This window comes from Clostridioides sp. GD02404 (assembly GCF_045898275.1).
In the GTDB taxonomy this organism is placed as follows: domain Bacteria; phylum Bacillota; class Clostridia; order Peptostreptococcales; family Peptostreptococcaceae; genus Clostridioides; species Clostridioides difficile_A.
Map to the genome: position 1 here is coordinate 24,552 of NZ_JBJOCA010000018.1, position 24,163 is coordinate 48,714.

Sequence of the window (24,163 nt, forward strand, 5' to 3'; positions counted from 1 at the left end):
AAAAACAATATATGGCATATAAGTTGCTATATAAATAATAAGGAGGGAACAACTATAAATGAGGCAAAGAATAAAAACACTAATTGAAAATGAGGATAAGAAAAATCCTTTAACAGATGAAGCTATTTCAAACATGTTAAATGTTCGAAGAGAAGATGTTACCTTTTTAAGAAATGAGTTAAAAATAGAGGATTCAAGACAAAGAAGAAAAATTGTTTTGATTAAAGCTATAAAAGATATTTTAAAAGAAGAAAAAAGCATAAATAAAAATGATATAACAAGAAGATTAAATAGCATTGGATTTACAGTATCAAGATTTACAGTTATACAATATTTAAAAGAGATTCAAGATTCTGATGAGTTAAAGGATAATAAAGGAGGTGATGATAAAAAAGAAGAGATAAACAATAATGGGGAAAATACAGATATAGCATTTGACAAATTAATAGGTAGTAGTGGTAGCTTAAGTACAATTATAAAACTATCTAAAGCAGCAATACTCTATCCACCTCATGGTCTTCATACTATTATTATGGGCCCAACTGGTGTTGGAAAAAGTGAGCTGGCAGAATGTATGTATAAATTTGCAGTAGAATCATCTAGATTCCCTAAGAATGCACCATTTATAATTTTTAATGCAGCAGACTATTCAGAAAATCCACAGCTTTTATTATCTCAATTATTTGGTCATGTCAAAGGTGCTTTTACAGGAGCTGATGAGACTAAAGAAGGACTAGTATCAAAAGCAGATGGAGGAATATTGTTTATAGATGAAATACATAGATTACCTCATGAAGGTCAAGAGATACTATTCCAACTGATTGATAAAGGTATGGTAAGAAAATTAGGAGAGACTAGATTAACAAATAAAATAGATGTAATGATTATCTCAGCAACTTCCGAACCAATAGATTCTCATCTACTTAATACATTTAAAAGGCGTATACCTGTAACAATTGAAATACCAGAATTAGTTGCAAGACCATTAAATGAAAGGTTTGATATTATAAATAACTTCTTCTTGATAGAAGCTCAAAGAATGGGAACAAGCATACATATAAAATCTGACGTATTAAAAGCTCTTATGCTTTATGATTGCATAGGAAATGTTGGTCAGCTTAGAAGTGATATTCAAGTAGCTTGTGCTAGGGGATTATTAAATCAACTTACCAGCAAACAGAAAGAAGTAAATATAAATATATCAGATGTACCTGGATATGTTAAACAAGGTCTTATGAAAATCAGAAATTGTAGAGATAAAATAGAAAATTATGTAGATGGAGACTTAATTATAGATTCAAATTTTCAAGGGGAGATAGAAAAGAAAAATGAAGATATATATACTTTTCCTGATGAAATATATAAGCTTACAGAAAGAAGACATATTGATTTGTTGGAGCAAGGTTTAGACTTCGATGTTATAAATAGAATTGTTGGAGGAGAGTTAGAAAGTTGTATTCAAAAATATATAAAGCAAGTTAAAAAAGTTTCTATTAATGATAATATTCCAGATATAAGTCCAATTGTTGGAAAATATATTGTAGAACTTACTTATGAAGTAATCAAAATAGCATCACAATATCTTACTTCATTAGAACCAAATCTACACTTATGCTTAGCAGTTCACTTAAAAGCAGCTTTTGAGAGATTAAAAGAAGGTAAAGTAATATCAAATGCTCATTTAAAAGAAATAATAGGAAATTATCCATTAGAGTATTCTGTAGCAGAAAAGGTAGCTCAATATCTAAAGGAAAGATATAATATAAATTTGCCAAAAGAAGAAATAGGTATAATAGCAATATATTTTAAAATGAGTAGTAGAAGAGATATATCTGAACAAAAAAAGATAGGTGTACTTCTTATGGCTCATGGAAGAGTGGCCTCATCTATATGTGAAGTTACAAATAAATTATTAGGAATTAACCATGCAAGATATTTAGATATGCCATTTGAAAAGAAACCAGAAGAAATGATTGAAGAAGCTACTACAATAGTAAAAGATATCGATGAAGGTAGAGGAGTGATTATATTAGTTGATATGGGTTCGCTTTCATACTTTGGGGATATTATCTCTGGGAATACAGGGATTAATATAAGGACAATATGTAGATTTGATACTTTACTATCAATAGAAGTTATACGAAGAGCAGTTTTGCCAGATTTAACAATAGATGAAATAGTAGATGAAGTTAAAAGTATAGAACCACAAGTAAAGGAAAGAGCTAATAATTATAACAACACGAAATTGGATTCTAGAAAACCTATTATTTTAACATTATGTATCACTGGATTAGGGGGAGCTTGTAAGATAAAAGAAATCTTAGAAGAAAATATTAAAGGCATAGACGAGAAGATTGACATAAGACCTATAGGTATGATTGAATATCCAAGTCTTGATTTGGAGATAAAGCAAATAAGTAATGATAAGAATGTAATTGCTATAGTTGGAACAATTGACCCACAGATAGCAAACATCCCTTTTTTTAGCCTAGTAGACATAAATGATAAAACGAAATTAAATCAAGTAAATAATTTAATTGATACTAACCAAATTATTGAAACAAATAAAAAATATGAGTTATCAGATTTAATACATAAAGAAGATATATTTATAGATTTACAAGTTAAATCAAAAGAAGAAGCTTTAAAGTACATGAGTAAAAAACTTAGAGAGAAAGGTTATGTGACGAAAAATTTCTATAAAAAAGTAGTGGAAAGAGATAACCTGTTTCCAACTGAATTGTCAGATGGAATAGCAATACCTCATACAGATGGAATTGATGTGATTAGACCAGTTATAAGTATAGCTATTTTAAAAAATCCTATTATATGGAGTAAAAATAGAGTAAAAATAATACTTTTATTAGCTGTAGACCAAAAATGTTTTAATCCATTAAATGCTCTACTTACATTTATAGAAACAGATGAATTTAAAGAGATAAAAAACATTAAAGATAGAGATTTTATTAGGGAGATGATATTAGATGGAGTCAATGCAAATAATTAGTAGCAATTTGATTTTTAAAGATATTGAGGTATCAAACAATGAAGATGCATTAAAATTTTTAGGACAACGTTTATTTGATAAACAGTATGTAAAAGAAAGTTACATAGAAGCTGTTATAGCAAGAGAAAAAAAGTATGCTACAGGATTACCAACAGAAATCTATGGAGTGGCTATACCACATACAGACATAGTACATGTAAATGAGCCAGGTATAGCGATTGGTATACTGAATAAACCTGTAAAATTTATAATGATGGGTACAGAAGATACTGAAATTGATGTAAAAGTTGTATTTATGTTAGCAGTAAAAGAGCCAAAGGAGCAATTACAATTATTAGAAAAGCTTATGACTGTATTTCAAGATAAGAGTATGTTAAATAATATTGTCAACTTAAATGAAGAAAGCATGAGTGACTTATTAAACTCTAAACTGAAAAATTAAAGTTGTGAAAGGAATTAAAAATATAAAAATGCCATTGAAGATTTCTAACTATAGATATCTTTAAAATAAAATAATTTTAACGGGGGTGAATAATGTGGCTAAAAAAATATTAGTTGCATGTGGAACAGGAGTATGTACTTCAACAATTGCTATAAACAAATTAAAGAAAGCACTTCAAGACCTTGGTAAATTGGATATGGTCAGCATTACACAATGTAAAGTAGTGGAAGTTGCATCAAAAGCACCTGATTATGATTTGATAATTTGTACTACACAAGTATCTAATAGCATAAAAACACCTGTAATAAATGGATTACCTTTTTTAACTGGTGTGGGAATGGGCAAATTAATTGAAGATGTATTGGAAAAATTAGAATTATAATTTGAACTTTTAAAAAATATAGTCTCTAAAATTATAAGTTTTAGAGACTGAAAATTAAATAATGGAGGGTCTTTAAATGGAGATATTAAATTTCATTGTTAGTTTAGGTGCACAAGTAATGATGCCAATAATAATATGTATTTTTGGCTTGATATTAGGTACAAAACTTGGAAAATCATTAAGAGCTGGTTTAACAGTGGGAGTTGGATTTATAGGTCTTAATACCATTATAGCTTTACTGACAGATAACTTAGGACCAGCAACGCAACAAATGGTTAAGAATTTAGGATTAAACTTATCTATAATAGATGTAGGATGGCCGGCAGCATCAGCTATAGCCTTCGCATCAACAGTAGGAGCTTTAATTATTCCAATAGGTCTTGTAGTAAATATAGTTATGCTAATTACTAATACTACCCAAACTGTTGATGTAGATATATGGGATTACTGGCATTTCGCTTTTACAGGTGCTTTAGTAGCAGGAGCTACACAAAGTGTGGTATGGGGAGTGTTTGCGGCAGTAGCAAATATGGTAATTGTATTGGTAATGGCAGATTTAACTGCTCCAGGTATAGAGAAATATTTGGGTATGCCAGGAATATCTCTTCCTCATGGGTTTACACAGGCATTTGTTCCAATTGCTATAGTTGTAAATAAACTATTAGATTTAATACCAGGTATAAATAAGATTGAGATAAATGCTGACACATTACAGAAAAAATTTGGATTATTTGGAGAACCTTTAATAATGGGGTCTATAATAGGTATAATAATTGGTATTGCAGCGAAATATGATATAAAAGGTATATTACAGTTAGGTGTAACTATGGGAGCTGTATTGATATTAATTCCAAAGATGGCAGCATTATTGATGGAAGGGTTATTACCAGTATCAGAAGCAGCTCAGGAATTTATTGAGAAGAGATTTAAAAATAGAGGAAAGATTTATATAGGTTTAGATTCAGCAGTAGGGATAGGTCATCCTGTCACATTATCAGTTGCATTAGTATTGGTACCTTTAACTATAGTTATAGCAGCTATATTGCCAGGAAATAAAGTTCTGCCATTTGCAGATTTAGCAGTAATTCCATTTGCACTTGTTTTAATTGTACCAATTACAAAAGGGAATGTGTTTAGGACATTAATAATAGGAATATTCATAATTACTTCTGGATTATTAATTGCAACTAATTTAGCTCCTCTATTTACTCAAATGGCTTTAAATGCTAGCTTCAAAATGCCAGAGGGAGCAACTATGATTTCAAGTATTTGTGATGGTGCAAATCCATTAAGTTGGATATTTGTAAAGATTATGAATTATAAAGTTATTGGAGGAGTGTTTTTTGGAGTTATAGCTTTAGGAATGGCTATTTACAATAGAAATAGAATAATAAGGGAAAATAAAAAATTATCTCTTGAAGAAGAAATCTAAAAATGATTTTATTGAGGAGTATATGAATTATGAAAAAATATAAATACGATTCTATAAGATACTCAATTAATGTGATAATACCAGGATTTTTTATGATTTTAATATTGCTTTATGCTCTGTTTAATAACTATGAAAATTTTAGTGTAAACATATATAGTTTGTTGATAATCATCTGTATATATGGGATATTCAATACTTTTATATCATCAAGTAATCCTAAAGAAATTATTATTGATAACAAATGTATACATTTTATCTCATTTATTACTGCACATAATTATGAAATTAAAGATATCGAAAAAGTAAGAATACGAGAGTTTTATAATAAAAATCTTTATCTAAAAATTAATGATGGAAGCCTTCTTAAAGGTAGATATTGGATAAGAACAAATATGTTTAATAATGATTTAGAATTATATAATTATCTTATTGAGTTAGAGGAATCTTTATATCCAGAGTCATTAAAATTTAGAAATAAAAGATTAGAAAATAAAGGCATATTAAAGATAAAAAACTTAAAATAGAAGTAGAATAATTTCTATTGATAAAATGGAGATATACGCTTTACACTAAATTTTTTGAATTTTCAAATTAAGATTAAAGATAGTGTTTAGAAGATATGGTACTGCTAATATATATAAGATTATATCTATAATAGATAGGAGGATTTAACTAATGTTATTGGAAAAATTGAGAAAAGAAGTATTACAAGCATCTCTAAACCTTTTAAATTATAACTTGGTGACATTAACAGGTGGGAATGTGAGTGGGAGAGATGAAGAAACAGGATATATAGCAATTACCCCAAGTGGAATGGACTATAGATACCTTATACCAAGTGATATTGTTATAGTAGATATAGATGGAAATGTTATAGATGGGAAATGGAAAGCATCTGTGGATTTACCAGACCATTTATATATATATAAACATAGAGAAGATATAAATAGCATAATACATACACATTCTACATACTCAAGTTGTTTTGCTATTTTAAATGAACCTATAGCATGTGCAAGTACAACTCTTGCAAATGAAGTAGGAGGTGAAGTACCTGTTGCAAAGTTTTCACCACCAACATCTAACAAAATGGGTAAATGTGTTATTGAAGCAATTGGAGATAAAAGAGCATGTCTTTTAGCAAACCATGGTGTAATAGCAGTTGGTCCTTCTGTAGGGCATGCTCTTACAGCTGCTGTAATGTTAGAGGATTCAGCAAAAGTATATTACTTGGCAAAATCAATTGGAACACCAGTATTATTACCAAACGAAGAAATTAAAAGAGCTAGAGATGTATTTTTTAATGTATATGGTCAGGATAAATAAATTAAACAAAACTTTTAAATTAATGTAGAAATATAGATATTCTATAATATTAGGGCGTTTTATAATGATATAATAAGTTTAATAGTTAAGAAATAAAAATAGAAAGTCTAATAGTATATAAAATTATCTGAGTCTAAAATAAGCAATAAGATAAAATAAAAAAGGAGTCTGTATTTCTATGTATTACTTATTAAACAAAAGCACAAATCCTTACTTTAATTTAGCATTAGAAGAATATCTGTTTTTAAATGAGAAATATAATGATGATATTATAATCATATGGAGGAATGAGGAATCTATTTTTATAGGTAAAAATCAAAACCCGTATCAAGAAATACATCATGATGTTATTGAAAAGGGAGAAATTCCTATTTTAAGAAGAATATCTGGAGGAGGTACTGTTTATCATGATTTAGGAAATATCAATATGTCATTCATACAAAAAGATAGACAACTTCATGAAATAGATTTTTTGGAACATACTAAGTTTATGCAAGATATGCTATTAAGCTTAGGGCTAGATATATCTATAACTAAAAGAAAAGATTTATTTTTGAAAGGGAAAAAAATTTCAGGCTCTGCCCAGTCTATAAAAAGAAAAAATTCTCTTTATCATGGAACTCTTCTTTATGATTCGGATTTAAATAAATTAACTAAATATCTAAATTCAAATAAGTCAACTGAGTCAAAGGCTACAAAGTCTGTCTCAAGTAAAGTAACCAATATTAAATTCTTATTTGAAAAAGATATAGATTACTTTTTGGACTATTGTGTTAAGTATTTAGAATCCAAGATAAAGGATATAAAAGAACTTAAATTAGACAGTGATGATATCAAAAATGTATACAATCTAGTAGAAGATAAATATAAAAAGATGGAGTGGACATATAGTAAAACACCTAAATTTCAAATAGTACTTCCATTTAATGATGAAAGTGAAGTCAATATACATGTAAGTAAGTGGAAGGTATCAAAGTTTTTTATATCTTATAAAGATGATGTAATTAATATGGATAAGTTATTGAATGTGGACTTTTTTAAACGAGAAATAAGAGATAGTATTTTAGAAAATTACCCACATTACATAGATTTAATTAATTTAATATTTTAATATAAGGCCTCTTGTTTGATAAAATCTTATTATATCAAATTAGAGGCCTTGAATATTTTTTGCAAGTTTAGAAACTGTTACAAAGTTGTAAAATTAAAAACATTGCTATTGAAAAATCAATATATATAGAATTAAATATACATGTTTTTAACTGAAAAATAGATATTAACTGTTTATACAACTGAAAATTTAATATATAATTAATCAGATGGTTAAAATAAAAGAATATTAAGAGTTTTAATAAATTATGGTTAAAAATAAAATACGAGGTGATACCATGTATAGTGTTATAATTGTTGCTGCAGGAAGCGGAAGGAGAATGAACCTAGACATAAATAAACAGTTCATAAAATTAAGAGAAAAAGAAATTATTGCTCATACAATTCAAGTTTTTTATGAAAATATAAATATAGATGAAATTGTGGTATGTATAAAAAAAGAGGAAGAAGATTTTTTTAAGGAAAACATAATAAATAAGTATAATTTTAAAAATATAAAAATAGCATATGGCGGAAAAGAAAGACAGGATTCAATATATAATGGCTTAAAAAAATTAGATGAAAATTGTGATATAGTACTCATTCATGATGGGGCGAGACCATTTGTAGATCATAGAATAATTAATGAATCCATAAAGGTGGCTAAAGAAAAAAAAGCTGTAGTTGTAGGTGTGCCAGTAAGTGATACTATAAAGATAGTGTCGGATGGAACAGTACAAGAAACTCCAGAGAGAAGTTTATTGTGGGCAGCTCAAACTCCTCAAACTTTTGAGTATAATCTCATAATAAATGCTTATGAACAAGCTTATAAGAATAATTATTATGGTACTGATGATTCAATGTTGGTTGAAAATATAGGGCAAAGCGTTACTATGGTGATGGGCTCTTATGAAAATATAAAGATAACTAGTCCAGAAGACTTAAATATAGCAGAACAGATATTAAATATGGAAAAAAGAGATGAAGTTAATAGCAGAAGGAGAATTATATGAGAATAGGATTAGGATATGATGTACACAAATTAACAGAGGATAGAAAACTTATAATCGGTGGGGTAGAGATACCACATGATAAAGGTTTATTAGGTCATTCAGATGCTGATGTATTAATACATGCAATAATGGACTCCATTTTAGGAGCCTTAGCTCTAGGTGATATAGGTAAGCATTTCCCAGATACAGATGAAAAATATAAGGGGGCAAATAGTATGAAATTATTAGAATATGTACATAATCTAATAACAAGCAAAGGGTATAAGATTGGGAACATAGACAGTACTATAATTGCTCAAAGCCCTAAGATGGCTCCACATATTGAAAGCATGAGAAAAAATATATCAAAAGTCTTAAATACAGATATTGATAATATAAACATAAAGGCAACTACTGAAGAAGGTCTTGGCTTTACAGGAGCAAAACAGGGTATAGCATCACAAAGTATTTGTTTATTATTGTTGACAAGTCAGAATAATTAATATATTATTAGTAATAAGTTTATTGGATATCAAAGAATAGGCCTATATAGAATATCTATAATATGTGAATTTAAGTGAAATTAATATAAATATAAAACTAGCTATGATAAAGAAATAGTAAAACTATGAAATCTTTACAGAGAGAAAACGTTGGTGAGAGTTTTCAAGAGGAAATGTTTGAACCTGTCTTTTAGCTTAAAGGTATAAAAATCTTTACGGTAGGAACCGTTACATTCCCAAAAGAGAGCTATTTACATAGCTAACTAGAGTGGTACCGCGGAAATTAAACCTTTCGTCTCTATACTTGTATAGAGATGAGAGGTTTTTTATATTTTCAAGAAATTAATATTCAGGAGGAATTTATTAATGAAAATGTCTAAAATGTTTATGCCGACATTAAAAGAAATCCCAGCAGATGCTGAGATTACAAGCCATCAATTAATGGTTAGGTCAGGAATGATAAAAAAAATGACTTCAGGGGTTTATAATCAATTACCGATGGGATTAAGAGTGTTCAAAAAGATTGAACAAATAATTAGAGAAGAACTAAATAAAAAAGATTGTCAAGAAATACTTTGTGCGGCTTTACTTCCTTCTGAATTATGGAAAGAGTCTGGAAGATGGACTGCTATGGGTGAAGAAATGTTTAGGCTTAAAGACAGAACAGAAAGAGAATACTGTCTTGGACCAACACATGAAGAAGCATTCACTGATATAATAAGACAAGAAATTACTTCATACAAACAATTGCCATTAAACTTATATCAGATACAAGTAAAATATAGAGATGAAAGAAGACCAAGATTTGGTGTTATGAGAACTAAGACTTTTACAATGAAGGATGCATACAGTTTTGATGTAGATAATGAAGGTCTAGATAAATCATATCAAGATATGTTTGATGCATATGTAAGTATATTTGACAGATGTGGACTAGAGAATAGTCCAGTGCAAGCAGATTCAGGAGCTATAGGAGGCTCTACATCAGCTGAGTTTATGGTTAAGTCAGAAGTTGGTGAAGATGAAGTTGTATTCTGTAGTGGATGTGATTATGCAGCCAATGTAGAAAGAGCAGAATCTTGTAATGTAGCATCAGAAAAAGAAGATATGAAAGACCTGGAAGAGGTTCACACACCAGGAGCAGCTACAATAAAAGAACTAGAGGAATTTTTAAAGATTTCTCCAGATAAATTTGCTAAAACTTTAGTATATGAGGCAGATGGGAAAACAGTTGTAGTTGTTGTAAGGGGAGATAGAGAAGTTAATGAAGTTAAAGTATCTAATGCTATAGGCTCTGTTATAGAATTTGCACTTGCTACAGATGATGTAGTTAGAAAAGTAACTAATGCAGAAGTAGGATTTGCTGGACCAATAGGTATAAATGCTGACTATGTATTTATAGATAAAGAAATTGTTGAACAAAGAAACATAGTTGTAGGGGCTAATAAAACTGAATATCATATAAAAAATGCTAACTATGGAAGAGATTTTGAAGGAATAGTTGGAGATTTTAGAAATGTTCAAGAAGGTGACAAGTGTATAGTATGTGGGAAACCACTTGAAATAGCTAGAGGTGTTGAAGTAGGTCACATATTCAAACTAGGAACTAAGTATTCAGAATCTATGAATGCGAATTTTATAGATAAAGATGGGAAATCAAAACCTATAGTAATGGGATGTTATGGAATAGGTGTTGAAAGAACAGCAGCAGCTATAATTGAACAGCATAATGACGAAAAAGGCATAATATGGCCTTTATCAGTAGCTCCATACCATGTTGTGATAGTTCCTGCAAACATGAAAAATGAGGAACAAGTATCAATAGCTGAAAAGATATATAATGATTTACAAGCTATGGGTGTAGAAGTTTTATTAGATGATAGAGATGAAAGAATAGGTGTTAAATTCAATGATTCAGAATTAATAGGAATACCTATGAGAATTACAGTAGGTAAAAATATTAGTGAAGGTAAAGTAGAGTTTAAATTTAGACATAAAGAAGATAAAGAAATAATTGACATAGAAGAAATAAATGAAAAAGTAAAGGCAGAGTTTATCAAAAATAATGTTAGATTAGGATAGTAACTTAAAAAACTATTGTATAGATAATCAGAGTTGTACTTTATAAACACCATTTTATCTATATATAAGGAGATAAAGTGGTGTTTTTTTATAAAAACATAATAAATTGAGGAGGTAGTTGAAATGGCAAAAAATGAAAAACAATTTGTTGAAGAAATAACAAAGATGGAAGATGATTTCCCACAATGGTATACAGATGTAATAACTAAGACTGACTTAGTTGATTATGCACCAGTCAAAGGTTTTATGGTTGTAAAGCCATATGGATATGCATTATGGGAAAAGATGCAAGAATTTATGGATAAAAGATTTAAAGAAACTGGACATAAAAACTGTTATTTCCCATTATTGATACCAGAAAGTTTATTAAATAAAGAAGCAGAACATGTAGAAGGTTTTGCGCCAGAAGTTGCATGGGTAACACATGGTGGAAATAAAAAATTAGAAGAGAGATTATGTGTAAGACCTACTTCTGAGACTATAATATGTACAATGTATGCTAAATGGTTAAAATCATATAGAGAATTACCATATCTTTATAATCAATGGTGCTCAGTTGTTAGATGGGAAAAATCAACTAGACCTTTCTTAAGAACATCTGAGTTTTTATGGCAAGAAGGTCATACATTACATGAGACAGCAGAAGAAGCCCAAGAAGAAACAATACAACAATTAGAAATATATAAAGCTTTATGTGAAGAATTACTTGCAATGCCAGTTGTATCTGGTCAAAAAAGTGAAAGTGAGAAGTTTGCAGGTGGTGAAAGAACATATACTATAGAGGCTATGATGCATGATGGTAAAGCATTACAATCAGGTACAAGTCACTTCTTAGGTCAACACTTTACAAAAGCTTTTGATATTACTTTTGCAGATAGAGAAGGAAATTTAGCTAATCCATACCATACATCTTGGGGAGCATCTACAAGACTTATAGGTGGACTTATAATGACTCATAGTGATAACAGAGGTCTAGTATTACCACCAAGAGTAGCTCCAATACAAGCTGTTATAGTTCCTATAGCTGCTAAAAAAGGAAATGTAATGGAAACAGTTGATAAAATATATGCTGATTTAAAAGCTAAAGGAGTAACTGTTGAAGTTGATGATAGAGATAACTATACAACTGGATGGAAGTTTAATGAGTGGGAAATGAAAGGTGTTCCAGTAAGAATTGAGATTGGACCAAAAGATATAGAAAATAATCAAGCTATGATATTTAGAAGAGATACTTTAGAAAAGAGTTCTATGCCTTTAGAAGGATTAGCTGATGCTATATGTGATTTATTTGATGTTATACACAACGATATGTTCGAAAAAGCAAAAAAACATAGAGAAGACAATACATCTATAGTTGAAAATATGGATGAGTTTAAAAAGGCTTTAGAAGAAAAGCCAGGATTCATAAAGACTATGTGGTGTGGAGATGCAGAATGTGAAGCTAAGATTAAGGAAGAAACAGGAGCAACTATAAGATGCTTACCTTTTGAACAAGAAAACTTAGGTCACAAGTGTGTATATTGTGGAAAAGAAGCAGATAATATGGTAGTAATGGCAAAAGCTTACTAAAATAAGATGTTTAAATAAAAACTGGGGTGATGAGTATTTTATACTTTTCATCCCAATTTTATTTTAAGTTTTATTTCCTTATATATATTTATTATTAGTGTACATACTTACTTTGTAGAACAATTACTATATAAGTATTCCATAAGGTAACTAATAAATACAAATATAGCAATAGGGAATGCTTTTAATTTTCAGCAAATAAATGGATTAAAAGAAAGATTTATGAAATTAAAACTAAGATTTTCTGCTATAATAAACATGTGTATTTTTAAATAAATAAGGATATTATTATTAGATTTGATAAAAGTTAGGACTTACGGTTCTTACATATGTTATTTAAAAATAAATATAAAAACCTTTAAAATACTTGTTTAAAAAAATTTACCTTGTTAATATTAGGATGGGTGGAAAAATCAGAAAAACAAGTAAAGTGAGGTGATAGTAGTGGAAAAAGCATATAAGTTTAGAATGTATCCAAATAAAAAACAGCAAGAGCTAATTAACAAAACTTTTGGATGTTGTAGATTTGTATATAATAAATCAATTAGAATATAAGGCTAATTGGTATGGTAGATAAATTGTAAAGGTAGGTAAATTCTTTGCAAGTTCACACATATTTAATAAATGTGGATATAAAAACGAGGAAATGAAGAATTTAAGTATAAGAGAATGGATTTGTCCTTGTTGTAATGAAACTCACGATAGAGATATAAATGCGAGTATAAATATACTATAAGAAGGATTAAAACTAATAACAGTTTAAAATAAATAACTTATGTAAGAACCGTAGGAACTACAGGGATAGCCTGTGGAGAGTTTATAAGACATATTTTAGTATGCAAAATTCTATGAAACAGGAACCCTGTGACTTTAGTCATGGGAGGTTCAGTAAAAATAAACTTGCAAAACAATGTACTAGTTTAATATTATAGTTATATTGAATAAAATATCAGGAGGAAGTAAAAATGAATGTAAGAGTAAGATTTGCACCAAGTCCAACAGGATTTGTACATATAGGTAGTTTAAGAACTGCTTTATATAACTATTTATTTGCAAAAAAAATGGGCGGAGAATATATATTAAGAGTAGAGGACACGGACCAAAGTAGATTAGTAGAAGGTGCTATAGAGAATATGCTTAATGCTATGAAATGGGCTGGTGTCAATCATGATGAAGGTGTTATATTAGATGATACTGGAAAAGTAGTACAAAAAGGAGAATATGGTCCATATATTCAATCTCAGAGATTAGATATATACCAAGAATATATAAAACAACTTTTAGATAGTGGAAAGGCTTATTATTGTTTCTGTACAAAGGAAAGACTAGATGAAGTAAGAGATGCTCAAAGGGCAGCAGGAGAAACAGCTAAATATGATGGTCATTGTAAGAATCTTTCTAAAGAAGAAGTAGAAGCAAATATAAAAGCAGGAATACCATACGTTATAAGATTAAGATTACCAGAGAATCATACAATTAAGTTTACAGATTTAGTTAGAGGAGATATGGAATTTAATACCAATGATTTAGATGACCAGGTACTAATGAAAACAGATGGATTCCCAACTTATCACTTTGCTGTAGTTGTAGATGATTATTTAATGAAAATCACACATGTAATAAGAGGTGAAGAGTGGGTATCATCTACTCCAAAACATGTCTATTTATATGAAGCTTTTGGATGGGAAGCACCTGTATTTGTACATTTACCAAATATACTTAATAAAGAAAAGAAAAAATTAAGTAAGAGACAAGGTGATGTGGCAGTTGAAGACTTTAAGAAAAAAGGATATTTACCAGAAGGTTTAGTAAACTATGTAGCATTAGTTGGATGGTCTCCAGAAGATAATCAAGAATTGTTTACAATGGAAGAATTGGAAAAAGCATTTTCTGTAGAAAGAGTATCTAAAAGTGGTGGAGTATTTGATACTGAAAAGCTAAATTGGGTTAATCAACACTATATAAAAGATGGTGATGATACTTACTTAACAGATTTAGCAATACCATTCTTGATAGAAGATGGATTTATAACAGAAGAAGAAGCTACTAGTAAGTATGAGTTTTTAAAGAGTATGATATCAGTACTTAAAGAGAAATTACAATATGTAAAAGAAGTTACTGATCATGCAAGTATATTCTTTGGAGATAAAATAGAAGTAGAGACTGAAGAAGGAAGTGAATTCTTAAAGCTAGAACACATACCTACTTTAATAGATGCTCTACAAGAAAAAATAGAAAAAGCAGACTTATTAAATGCTGAATTTGTTCAAGCGATGCTTAAAGAAATTCAAAAAGAGTATAAAATAAAAGGAAAAAATTTATTTATGGGCTCAAGAATAATTTTGACAGGGCAAATGCATGGACCAGATTTACCAAAAGTAATGGAGGTTTTAGGAAAAGAAACTTGCTTAAATAGAATAGCTTATGTAAAAAATAATATATTATAGTCATAAAAGTCCGCTAATTTAGAAGCGGACTTTTTTTGTGTTAGTATTTGGTGAAAATATCTAGTTAAGAAAATGAAGGTATTTAGGGCAATAAATTTAATATATAAAAAGCAAAGCAAAAATATAAATAAAATATTAATAATAAACTAATAAAAATATTAAGCATAGAAGAAGGAAATCTATTATTTTAGTTTGATTTAATTATTAAGGGGGTAATTACTATGTATAGTAATATGGATGATGTTAAAAAGGAATTAAAGGAGCTATGCTTAGAATATGTTACAATTTTAGAAAAATTAAAAGATGAAAAAATGATTACAGAAGAAACTTTTGAAAAATGTTCTTCTCAAAAAAAGATATTTTTAGAAGAGCAATAGATAATAACAGGGGTATTGTTATTATGTAGTTTATAAGGATAGTACTAAAAATGATAGTAGTACTATTATTTATTGCAATTTTCAACTATAATATAATATATAATGTTAAGAAAATAATTTATAAAAATATGGTGAGGTGATGAGTGTGAAAGTTTATAATACATTGACTAGAACAAAAGAAGAATTTGTTCCATTAGAAGAAGGAAAGGTAAAAATGTATGTGTGTGGTCCAACAGTCTATAACTATATACATATAGGTAATGCAAGACCATTTATAATATTTGATACTCTAAGAAGGTATCTAGAGTATAGAGGATATGATGTAACTTATGTACAAAACTTTACAGATGTTGATGACAAAATTATAAATAGAAGCCATGAAGAAGGAATATCTCCAGAAGAAGTTGCTACTAAGTATATAAAAGAATATTTTGTAGATTGTGATGGACTAGGAATTAAAAGAGCTACTGTTCATCCTCAAGTTACAGATAATATACAACAAATTATAGATTTTATAAAAGAATTAGAAGATAAGGGATATGCTTATGCAGTAAATGGTGATGTGTATTTTGATACAAACAAGTTTGAAGGATATGGGAAACTTTCAGGTCAAAAGCAAGAAGACTTAGAAGCTGGAGCTAGAATTGAAGTTAATGACCAAAAAAGACATCCTATGGACTTTGTTCTTTGGAAAGCTAAAAAAGAAGGTGAACCAGGATGGGATAGTCCTTGGGGAGAAGGTAGACCTGGATGGCATATAGAATGTTCTGTTATGTCTAAGAGATATTTGGGTGAGACGATTGATATACATGCAGGTGGTCAAGACTTAACATTCCCACACCATGAAAACGAGATAGCTCAAAGTGAAGCTAGAAGTGGAAAAACATTCTCAAAATATTGGATGCATAATGGATATATAAATATAAATGATGAAAAAATGAGTAAATCTAAAGGTAATTTCTTTACAGTAAGAGATATATCAAAATTATATGATTTAGAAATAGTAAGATTTTTCATGTTATCAGCACATTACAGAAATCCAGTGAACTTTAGTGATGAGATGCTAAATCAAGCTAAAGCTGGTCTTGAAAGACTATATAATACTAAAGAAAAATTAGAATTTACATTAAGCAATTTAAAAGAGTCTACTTTAACAGAAAAAGAAGTAGAACTTGTTAAAGAATTGGATAACTTCAGACAAAAATTTATCGATGCTATGGACGATGATGTCAATACAGCAGATGCAGTGAGTGTAATATTTGAGTTAGCTAAGTTAATAAATTCTAATGTAGATGAAAACTCTTCTCTAGAATTTGCTAAAAAGTGCTTAGATGAATTTAATGAGCTTACAAAGGTATTAAATATTGTAAATAAGAAGAAAGATACTGTACTAGATAAAGACATTGAAGAACTAATACAAAAAAGAACGGATGCAAAGAAAAATAAAGAGTTCCAATTAGCAGATGATATAAGACAACAATTATTAGATATGGGAATTGTATTAGAAGACACAAGACAAGGTGTTAAGTGGAAAAGGGTATAAAAAATGGAAAAAACTGAATTAGTTACTATGTCACCACTAGTTTTAGCATACTTAGGTGATACAGTGTATGAGACATATATAAGAGAACATTTAATTAGACAGAATACACAAAGAAAAGTTAATGATTTGCATAAATTAGCTATAAAGTATGTAAAAGCTAAAGCTCAGGCAACTATAATTCATGAAATTGAAACTGAATTAACTGAGGAAGAGAGCAAAATATACAAGAGGGGAAGAAATCAAAAATCAAATACTTCTCCTAAAAATGCAGATATTATAGACTATAAACATGCAACTGGATTTGAGGCCTTGGTTGGATATTTGTATTTAAATAATGAAATAGAGAGACTTCAATATATTATCAATAAAGGAATCAAAATTATTGAAAGAGATATGTAAATATTAGAGAGTGTTGTCTTAATAATAATCAATAAGGCAACACTTTTTTTATAACTAATGTATAATAAATATATAGAAATTAGTCATGAGAAAGGATAAAAATTTATGAAAGTAAAATTAATATCACATACACCTGAACCAGAAAAAGTAATAGCTATGGCAGCTAAGCTATGTTATTCACCAGTTGGGACAGACGAAATAGAAAAAGACTTAACAGATGAAAGTATAGAGAAGTTTTTAAATATGTTATTAAGTATAGGTCATGGGTCAATATTAGAACATGCTTCATTTACATTTTCAATAGAAGGGATATCAAGAGCTTGCTCACATCAAATTGTTAGACATCGTATAGCTAGTTTTTCACAACAGAGTCAAAGATATGTTAAATTAGAGCAATTTGAGTACATAATTCCTCCAGAAATAGAAAAAATAGAAAAAGCAAAAGAGTTATTTATAAATTCAATGAAAAAAGACCAAGAGGCTTATGATAACTTAGTAGAGATATTATTTGAAAATCATTATAATGAATTAATAAAAGATGGTAAAAATGAGAAAACAGCAAAAAGACAAGCTGAAAAGAAAGCAATAGAAGATGCTAGATATGTATTTCCAAATGCATGCGAAACAAAAATGGTATTTACTATAAATGCTAGAAGTTTATTTAATTTCTTTGAACATAGATGTTGTGAAAGAGCACAGTGGGAAATAAGAAATTTAGCTGTAGAAATGTTAAGAGAAGTTAAAAAGGTTGCTCCAATACTATTTAAAAAGACTGGACCAAGTTGTGTAAATGGTAGTTGTCCAGAAGGAACTATGACTTGTGGAGATATAGTTCAAGTTAGAGAAAAATTTAAGGCCTTGTAGGAGGTGAATCATTTGGCAAGTATAGAAGGAAGAAATCCAGTAATAGAAGCTATAAAAAGTGATAGAGAAATAGATAAAATATTAATTTCAAATTCAGCTAAAGAAGGTTCAATTAAAAAAATAATAGGAATGGCTAAAGAGAAGAACATAATTATACAATATGTTGATAAACATAAATTAGATGAGGTAAGTACAAGCCATTCACATCAAGGCGTAATAGCTTATGCAAGTGAATATAAGTATTACGAATTGGATGAGCTAATAGATTTAACAAAAAACAAAGATGAAGACCCATTTTTCATTATATTAGATGAGATAACAGATCCACATAATCTAGGTTCAATAATAAGGACAGCAGATGCAGTAGGAGCACATGGAGTTATTATTCCTAAAAGAAGGTCTGTACACATAACACCTGTAGTTGCCAAAGCGTCTGCAGGAGCAGTAGAGTATATGCCAGTTTGTAAGGTAACCAATATAGTTAATACAATAAAAAGATTAAAAGATGAGGGGCTGTGGATTGCAGCTGCTGATATGGATGGAGAAACTTTTTATAAACAAAATCTTACAGGTCCTCTTGGTGTGGTAATTGGAAGCGAAGGTTTTGGGATATCTAGATTGGTTAAACAAAACTGTGACTTTATAGTAAAAATGCCAATGATAGGTAATGTTACATCTTTAAATGCATCCGTGGCGGGTGGAATACTTTTATATGAGATATTCAGACAAAGACTGGATAAAAGTAAATAACCATGAAAAAAAATATAAATCATTACTTAATAATAGATGGCTACAATATTATAAATGCGTGGGATAATTTGAAAGAACTGGCTAAAGATGATTTAGAAGATTCTAGAGAAAAGCTTATTGATGATATTATAGAATTTTCTGAGTTTATGGGTTATAAGACTATAATAGTTTTTGATGCTTATAATGTTAAGAATTCACGAGAAAAAGTTGAGAAAAGAAAACACATAACGATAGTTTATACGAGAGAGCACCAAACAGCAGATAGTTATATAGAGAAATTTATAACTTCTTTATCAAAGTATGATGATGTAAAAGTAGCTACTAATGACTATGCAGAGCAACAAATGATTTTAGGAAAAGGTGCTACAAGAATGTCTGCAAGAGAATTAAAGTTAGAGTTAGATCGTTCCAAGAATAAAATGAAGGAAAAAAATATCGGTTTGAGGAAAAAAATTCAGCGAAATTGGTTGGAGGAAAGGTTAGATAAAGAAACATTGTCGAAACTTGAGAACATTCGTAGAAAGCGTTGAAATTACTAGCTTCTTTAGACTATAATATACCTATAAATTTGTTTTATATATGGGGGAGATTTACATGTTGGTAGCAAAAGAAAAAAGTTATGAGTTAATAGACAATTGTCAGCAGGATGAGTATAACATTGTATTAAGAGCAAGTGAAGGGGATAAAATAGCACTAGAGTACATTATTACCAAATACAGAAATTTTGTAAAGGCAAAGGCAAAGTCCTATTTTTTAATTGGGGCGGATAAAGAAGATATAATACAAGAAGGAATGATAGGCCTTTATAAGGCAGTTAGAGATTTTGATGGAAGTAAGACAAATTCGTTTAAATGTTTTGCAGAGATATGTATAACAAGACAAATAATAACTGCTATAAAAACTGCAACAAGACAAAAACATATACCTTTAAATTCATATGTTTCTTTGAACAAACCAATATATGATGAAGAGTCAGACAGAACACTTTTAGATATTATAGCTACAAGTATAGTAACAGATCCAGAAGAACTTATAATTAGTAAAGAAGAGTTAAAAAATATAGAATCAAAGATGAATGAATTATTAAGTGACTTGGAATTAGAAGTCCTAGAATTATATTTAAATGGAAAGTCATACCAGTTTATAGCGGACAAGCTTAAAAGAGATGTAAAGTCAATAGATAACGCTTTACAAAGGGTTAAGAGAAAATTAGAAAAACATCTTGAAAACAGAAATGATTAATAGTAAAATACTTACCATAAGCTTATTGTGAGCAAAATTAATTTATATCGAAAGATAAGGGAGGAAATTCAAAATGGCTAAAGCTAAATACGAAAGAACAAAACCTCATGTTAATATAGGTACAATAGGACACGTTGACCACGGTAAAACTACATTAACAGCAGCAATAACAAAAACATTATATGACAGATATCAATTAGGAGAAGCAGTAGATTTCGCAAACATAGATAAAGCTCCAGAAGAAAGAGAAAGAGGAATCACAATATCAACAGCACACGTTGAGTATGAAACTCCAAACAGACACTACGCACACGTTGACTGCCCAGGACATGCTGACTACGTTAAGAACATGATAACAGGAGCAGCACAAATGGACGGAGCAATATTAGTTTGTTCAGCAACAGATGGACCAATGCCACAAACAAGAGAGCATATACTATTATCAAGACAAGTTGGTGTACCATATATAGTAGTATTCTTAAACAAATGTGACATGGTAGATGACGAAGAGTTATTAGAACTAGTAGAAATGGAAGTAAGAGATTTATTAACAGAATATGATTTCCCAGGAGATGATACTCCAATAATAAGAGGGTCAGCATTAATGGCATTAGAAGATCCAAAGAGCGAGTGGGGAAATAAGATAGTAGAATTATTCGAGCAAATAGATGAGTATATACCAGCTCCAGAGAGAGATACAGATAAACCATTCTTAATGCCAGTAGAGGACGTATTCTCAATCACAGGAAGAGGAACAGTTGCAACAGGAAGAGTAGAAAGAGGAGTACTAAAAGTACAAGACGAAGTAGAATTAGTAGGATTAACAGAAGCACCAAGAAAAGTAGTAGTAACAGGAGTAGAGATGTTCAGAAAATTATTAGACCAAGCACAAGCAGGGGATAATATAGGAGCATTATTAAGAGGAGTACAAAGAAGTGAGATAGAAAGAGGACAAGTACTAGCAAAAACTGGATCAGTAAAGGCACACACAAAGTTTACAGCAGAAGTATATGTACTTAAAAAAGAAGAGGGTGGAAGACATACACCATTCTTTGATGGATATAGACCACAATTCTATTTCAGAACAACAGACGTAACAGGAGCTTGTAAGTTACCAGATGGAATAGAAATGGTAATGCCTGGAGATAACGTAACAATGGAAGTAGACTTAATAAACTCAATAGTTGTAGAAGAGGGATTAAGATTCTCAATAAGAGAAGGTGGAAGAACAGTAGCTTCAGGAGTTGTTGCTACTATAATAGAGTAATCTTTTATTAAACTGATGGATTAAAAAGAATAATAAAAAGAGGGGTTATGCTCCTCTTTTTTTAACATAGAAATACAAAAACATTGACACAGCATAGGATTTTGTGATAACTTATACAAGGTAATGATTATAGGAAGTTAATAATATCTTGAATACTGTAGATTTTTAATAAATACATATTTTAAAGGTATTATATTCACATATATTAACAATATATATTATTGTATTACAAAGTTGGAGGTGTATCAGATGAGAGTTAAAGTAACTTTAGCATGTACAGAGTGTAAGCAAAGAAACTACAACACTACTAAGAATAAGAAAAATAATCCAGACAGAATAGAATTACAAAAATATTGTAGATTCTGTAAAAAGCATACAACTCATAAAGAAACAAAATAGTTTTTTATAAGGATGTGAGTATGGAATGGCTGCCCAAAAAAATGACGGTGCAAAAACTAAAAAAAGGTTTAGTTTATTTGGATATCTAAAAGAAACTAAGCAAGAATTAAAAAGAGTTACATGGCCGACAAAAAAGGAACTGTTTAAAAACACAAGTATAGTTTTAACTGTAGTTATTTCATGCACTATATTAGTATGGGGTATAGACACTATATTATCTGGTGCACTAGCGTTATTACTAAAATAGACGAAAAGAGGTAAGTTAAATGTCAGAATTACAAGAAGCAAGTTGGTATGTAGTTCATACCTATTCGGGACATGAAAATAAAGTTAAAGCTACAATTGAGAAAGCAGTTAAAACAAGAGGTATGGAAGACTGCATAAGACAAGTAGTTGTTCCAACAGAAGAGGTAGTGGAAACTACTAAAACTGGAAAAGAAAAAACTAGACAACGTAAAGTTTATCCAAGTTATGTCTTGGTTAAAATGATAATAACTGATGAATCTTGGTATGTAGTAAGAAATACTAAGGGAGTTACAGGTTTCGTTGGACCTGGTTCAAAACCAGTACCATTAAGTGAAGATGAAGTCAAAGCTATGGGGATAGATACAACAGACCCTAAAGTAGTAAATAGTGATATTGATTTTGAAATAGGAGATACAGTAAAAGTATCTCAAGGACCATTTAGTGGACAAATAGGTAACATAGAAGAAATTGACTTAGAAAATAGAGAAGTCAAAGTATGCATAAATGCATTTGGTAAAAGGACTCTATTTGTAATAGAGCTTGAAGGTATAGAAAAAATCTAATACTATTATTATAGAAAAATCTGAGGAGGTGCGCTCAAAATGGCTAAAAAAGTTATAGGTCAAATAAAATTACAAATACCTGCAGGAAAGGCTACTCCAGCGCCACCAGTTGGACCAGCATTAGGACAACATGGTGTTAATATAATGGGATTCACAAAAGAATTTAATGCTAAAACTGCAGATCAAGCTGGAATGATAATACCAGTTGTTATAACTGTATATCAAGATAGATCATTCAGTTTTATAACAAAAACTCCACCAGCTGCAGTTTTAATTAAAAAAGCATTAAACTTAAAATCAGGTTCTGGAGAACCAAACAAAAAGAAAGTTGCTAAAATAACTTCAGCTCAAGTAAGAGAAATAGCTGAGTTAAAAATGCCTGACTTAAATGCTGCATCAGTAGAAGCGGCTATGAGTATGATAGCGGGTACTGCTAGAAGCATGGGTGTTGTAGTAGAAGACTAATTAAAAGATACACTTTTTTTATAAAGTGGGAGGCGAAAAGCCGAAATTAACCACGAGGAGGAAAATAAAATGGCTAAAAAAGGTAAAAGATATGCAGGTGCATTAGAAAAAGTAGATAGAACTAAATTTTATGATGCATCAGAAGCATTAACATTAGTTTCAGATATAGCTGGAGCTAAATTTGATGAGACAGTAGAAGCACACATTAAATTAGGTGTTGACTCAAGACATGCTGACCAACAAGTAAGAGGTGCAGTTGTATTACCTCACGGAACTGGTAAAACTAAAAGAGTTTTAGTTTTTGCTAAAGGTGAGAAAGCTAAAGAAGCTGAACAAGCTGGTGCTGACTTTGTAGGAGCTGAAGAATTAGTTCAAAAAATACAAGGTGAAAACTGGTTTGAATTTGATATAGTAGTTGCTACTCCAGATATGATGGGTGTAGTAGGTAGATTAGGTAGAGTATTAGGACCTAAAGGTTTAATGCCAAACCCTAAATCAGGAACAGTTACATTTGATGTAGCTAAAGCTATAGATGAAATAAAAGCTGGTAAAGTTGAATACAGATTAGACAAAACTAACATAATACACGTTCCAGTAGGAAAAGTATCATTTGGTGGAGAAAAATTAGCTGAAAACTTTGCTGCATTAATGGATGCTATAATAAAAGCTAAACCAGCTGCTGCTAAAGGACAATATTTAAGAAGTGTAACAGTAGCTTCTTCAATGGGACCTGGAGTTAAAATAAACCCAGCAAGAACAGCTGAATAATAAAACTGT

25 protein-coding genes, 1 pseudogene and 1 other annotated feature are annotated in these 24,163 nt (G+C 29.8%); all 26 genes and pseudogenes read left to right on the top strand.

What is annotated here, in order from left to right:
• Positions 1-58 precede the first annotated feature (58 nt).
• The 26 genes and pseudogenes from Q3287_RS11815 (at position 59) to rplA (ending at position 24,154) form a co-directional block, all read left to right on the top strand.
• Positions 59-3,007 (top strand): sigma 54-interacting transcriptional regulator, encoded by a 2,949-nt coding sequence (locus tag Q3287_RS11815; RefSeq protein ID WP_407964129.1) that lies wholly within the window; start codon positions 59-61, stop codon positions 3,005-3,007.
• Entirely contained in the window at positions 2,985-3,449 is a 465-nt protein-coding gene (locus tag Q3287_RS11820; RefSeq protein WP_054268658.1) for a PTS sugar transporter subunit IIA, read from the top strand. Before Q3287_RS11815 ends, Q3287_RS11820 begins: the two co-directional genes overlap by 23 nt.
• Before the next feature lie 94 nt (positions 3,450-3,543).
• The gene (locus Q3287_RS11825) at positions 3,544-3,831 is read left to right on the top strand and encodes a PTS sugar transporter subunit IIB (protein ID WP_054275559.1); all 288 of its coding nucleotides are present in this window, start codon (positions 3,544-3,546) and stop codon (positions 3,829-3,831) included.
• A 76-nt stretch (positions 3,832-3,907) separates the two neighbouring features.
• Entirely contained in the window at positions 3,908-5,263 is a 1,356-nt protein-coding gene (locus Q3287_RS11830; protein WP_284181501.1) for a PTS transporter subunit IIC, read from the top strand.
• A 29-nt stretch (positions 5,264-5,292) separates the two neighbouring features.
• Positions 5,293-5,787 (top strand): hypothetical protein, encoded by a 495-nt coding sequence (locus Q3287_RS11835; RefSeq protein ID WP_223195505.1) that lies wholly within the window; start codon positions 5,293-5,295, stop codon positions 5,785-5,787.
• Between the two features lie 151 nt (positions 5,788-5,938).
• Positions 5,939-6,589, top strand: a complete 651-nt coding sequence (locus Q3287_RS11840; RefSeq protein ID WP_407964130.1) for a class II aldolase/adducin family protein — start codon at positions 5,939-5,941, stop codon at positions 6,587-6,589.
• Positions 6,590-6,767: 178 nt separating this feature from the next.
• A complete protein-coding gene (locus Q3287_RS11845) occupies positions 6,768-7,700 on the top strand; it encodes a biotin/lipoate A/B protein ligase family protein (protein ID WP_407964131.1) in 933 nt (310 codons plus the stop codon).
• Between the two features lie 277 nt (positions 7,701-7,977).
• A complete protein-coding gene (gene ispD, locus Q3287_RS11850; protein ID WP_054268664.1) occupies positions 7,978-8,691 on the top strand; it encodes a 2-C-methyl-D-erythritol 4-phosphate cytidylyltransferase in 714 nt (237 codons plus the stop codon).
• A complete protein-coding gene (gene ispF, locus Q3287_RS11855; protein ID WP_054268665.1) occupies positions 8,688-9,173 on the top strand; it encodes a 2-C-methyl-D-erythritol 2,4-cyclodiphosphate synthase in 486 nt (161 codons plus the stop codon). Before ispD ends, ispF begins: the two co-directional genes overlap by 4 nt.
• Before the next feature lie 94 nt (positions 9,174-9,267).
• Positions 9,268-9,476: a binding site (T-box leader), on the top strand.
• A gap of 63 nt (positions 9,477-9,539) precedes the next feature.
• Positions 9,540-11,255: a proline--tRNA ligase gene (locus Q3287_RS11860; RefSeq protein WP_227832539.1), complete on the top strand. Its 1,716-nt coding sequence runs from the start codon at positions 9,540-9,542 to the stop codon at positions 11,253-11,255.
• 123 nt (positions 11,256-11,378) lie between these two features.
• Positions 11,379-12,824, top strand: coding sequence for a proline--tRNA ligase (gene proS, locus Q3287_RS11865; RefSeq protein ID WP_054268667.1), 1,446 nt, complete (start codon positions 11,379-11,381; stop codon positions 12,822-12,824).
• A gap of 499 nt (positions 12,825-13,323) precedes the next feature.
• Positions 13,324-13,560 (top strand): annotated as a pseudogene (locus Q3287_RS11870) (zinc ribbon domain-containing protein); the annotation flags it as partial.
• A 229-nt stretch (positions 13,561-13,789) separates the two neighbouring features.
• A complete protein-coding gene (gene gltX, locus Q3287_RS11875) occupies positions 13,790-15,271 on the top strand; it encodes a glutamate--tRNA ligase (RefSeq protein ID WP_054268668.1) in 1,482 nt (493 codons plus the stop codon).
• 221 nt (positions 15,272-15,492) lie between these two features.
• Positions 15,493-15,648 carry a hypothetical protein gene (locus Q3287_RS11880; protein ID WP_021382499.1) on the top strand — a complete coding sequence of 52 codons (156 nt, stop codon included), beginning with the start codon at positions 15,493-15,495 and terminating at the stop codon, positions 15,646-15,648.
• Positions 15,649-15,793: 145 nt separating this feature from the next.
• Complete coding sequence (gene cysS, locus Q3287_RS11885) at positions 15,794-17,191, top strand: cysteine--tRNA ligase (protein ID WP_021382482.1); 1,398 nt, start codon at positions 15,794-15,796, stop codon at positions 17,189-17,191.
• Between the two features lie 3 nt (positions 17,192-17,194).
• Positions 17,195-17,590 carry a Mini-ribonuclease 3 gene (locus Q3287_RS11890; RefSeq protein ID WP_054268669.1) on the top strand — a complete coding sequence of 132 codons (396 nt, stop codon included), beginning with the start codon at positions 17,195-17,197 and terminating at the stop codon, positions 17,588-17,590.
• 105 nt (positions 17,591-17,695) lie between these two features.
• Positions 17,696-18,454 carry an FAD-dependent thymidylate synthase gene (thyX, locus tag Q3287_RS11895; protein WP_054275565.1) on the top strand — a complete coding sequence of 253 codons (759 nt, stop codon included), beginning with the start codon at positions 17,696-17,698 and terminating at the stop codon, positions 18,452-18,454.
• Between the two features lie 12 nt (positions 18,455-18,466).
• On the top strand, positions 18,467-19,204 hold the full coding sequence (rlmB, locus tag Q3287_RS11900) for a 23S rRNA (guanosine(2251)-2'-O)-methyltransferase RlmB (protein WP_054268671.1): 738 nt from the start codon (positions 18,467-18,469) through the stop codon (positions 19,202-19,204).
• A gap of 2 nt (positions 19,205-19,206) precedes the next feature.
• A complete protein-coding gene (locus tag Q3287_RS11905) occupies positions 19,207-19,734 on the top strand; it encodes an NYN domain-containing protein (RefSeq protein ID WP_054268672.1) in 528 nt (175 codons plus the stop codon).
• A gap of 64 nt (positions 19,735-19,798) precedes the next feature.
• The gene (sigH, locus tag Q3287_RS11910; protein ID WP_021382468.1) at positions 19,799-20,446 is read left to right on the top strand and encodes an RNA polymerase sporulation sigma factor SigH; all 648 of its coding nucleotides are present in this window, start codon (positions 19,799-19,801) and stop codon (positions 20,444-20,446) included.
• A gap of 73 nt (positions 20,447-20,519) precedes the next feature.
• Complete coding sequence (gene tuf / locus Q3287_RS11915; protein WP_054268673.1) at positions 20,520-21,713, top strand: elongation factor Tu; 1,194 nt, start codon at positions 20,520-20,522, stop codon at positions 21,711-21,713.
• Between the two features lie 249 nt (positions 21,714-21,962).
• Entirely contained in the window at positions 21,963-22,112 is a 150-nt protein-coding gene (gene rpmG / locus Q3287_RS11920) for a 50S ribosomal protein L33 (RefSeq protein WP_003421192.1), read from the top strand.
• Positions 22,113-22,137: 25 nt separating this feature from the next.
• The gene (secE, locus tag Q3287_RS11925; RefSeq protein WP_003429494.1) at positions 22,138-22,359 is read left to right on the top strand and encodes a preprotein translocase subunit SecE; all 222 of its coding nucleotides are present in this window, start codon (positions 22,138-22,140) and stop codon (positions 22,357-22,359) included.
• A gap of 19 nt (positions 22,360-22,378) precedes the next feature.
• Positions 22,379-22,921, top strand: a complete 543-nt coding sequence (gene nusG, locus Q3287_RS11930; protein ID WP_003421190.1) for a transcription termination/antitermination protein NusG — start codon at positions 22,379-22,381, stop codon at positions 22,919-22,921.
• Positions 22,922-22,960: 39 nt separating this feature from the next.
• Positions 22,961-23,386 (top strand): 50S ribosomal protein L11, encoded by a 426-nt coding sequence (rplK, locus tag Q3287_RS11935; RefSeq protein ID WP_054268674.1) that lies wholly within the window; start codon positions 22,961-22,963, stop codon positions 23,384-23,386.
• Between the two features lie 69 nt (positions 23,387-23,455).
• Positions 23,456-24,154: a 50S ribosomal protein L1 gene (gene rplA / locus Q3287_RS11940; RefSeq protein ID WP_054268675.1), complete on the top strand. Its 699-nt coding sequence runs from the start codon at positions 23,456-23,458 to the stop codon at positions 24,152-24,154.
• Positions 24,155-24,163: the final 9 nt, after the last annotated feature.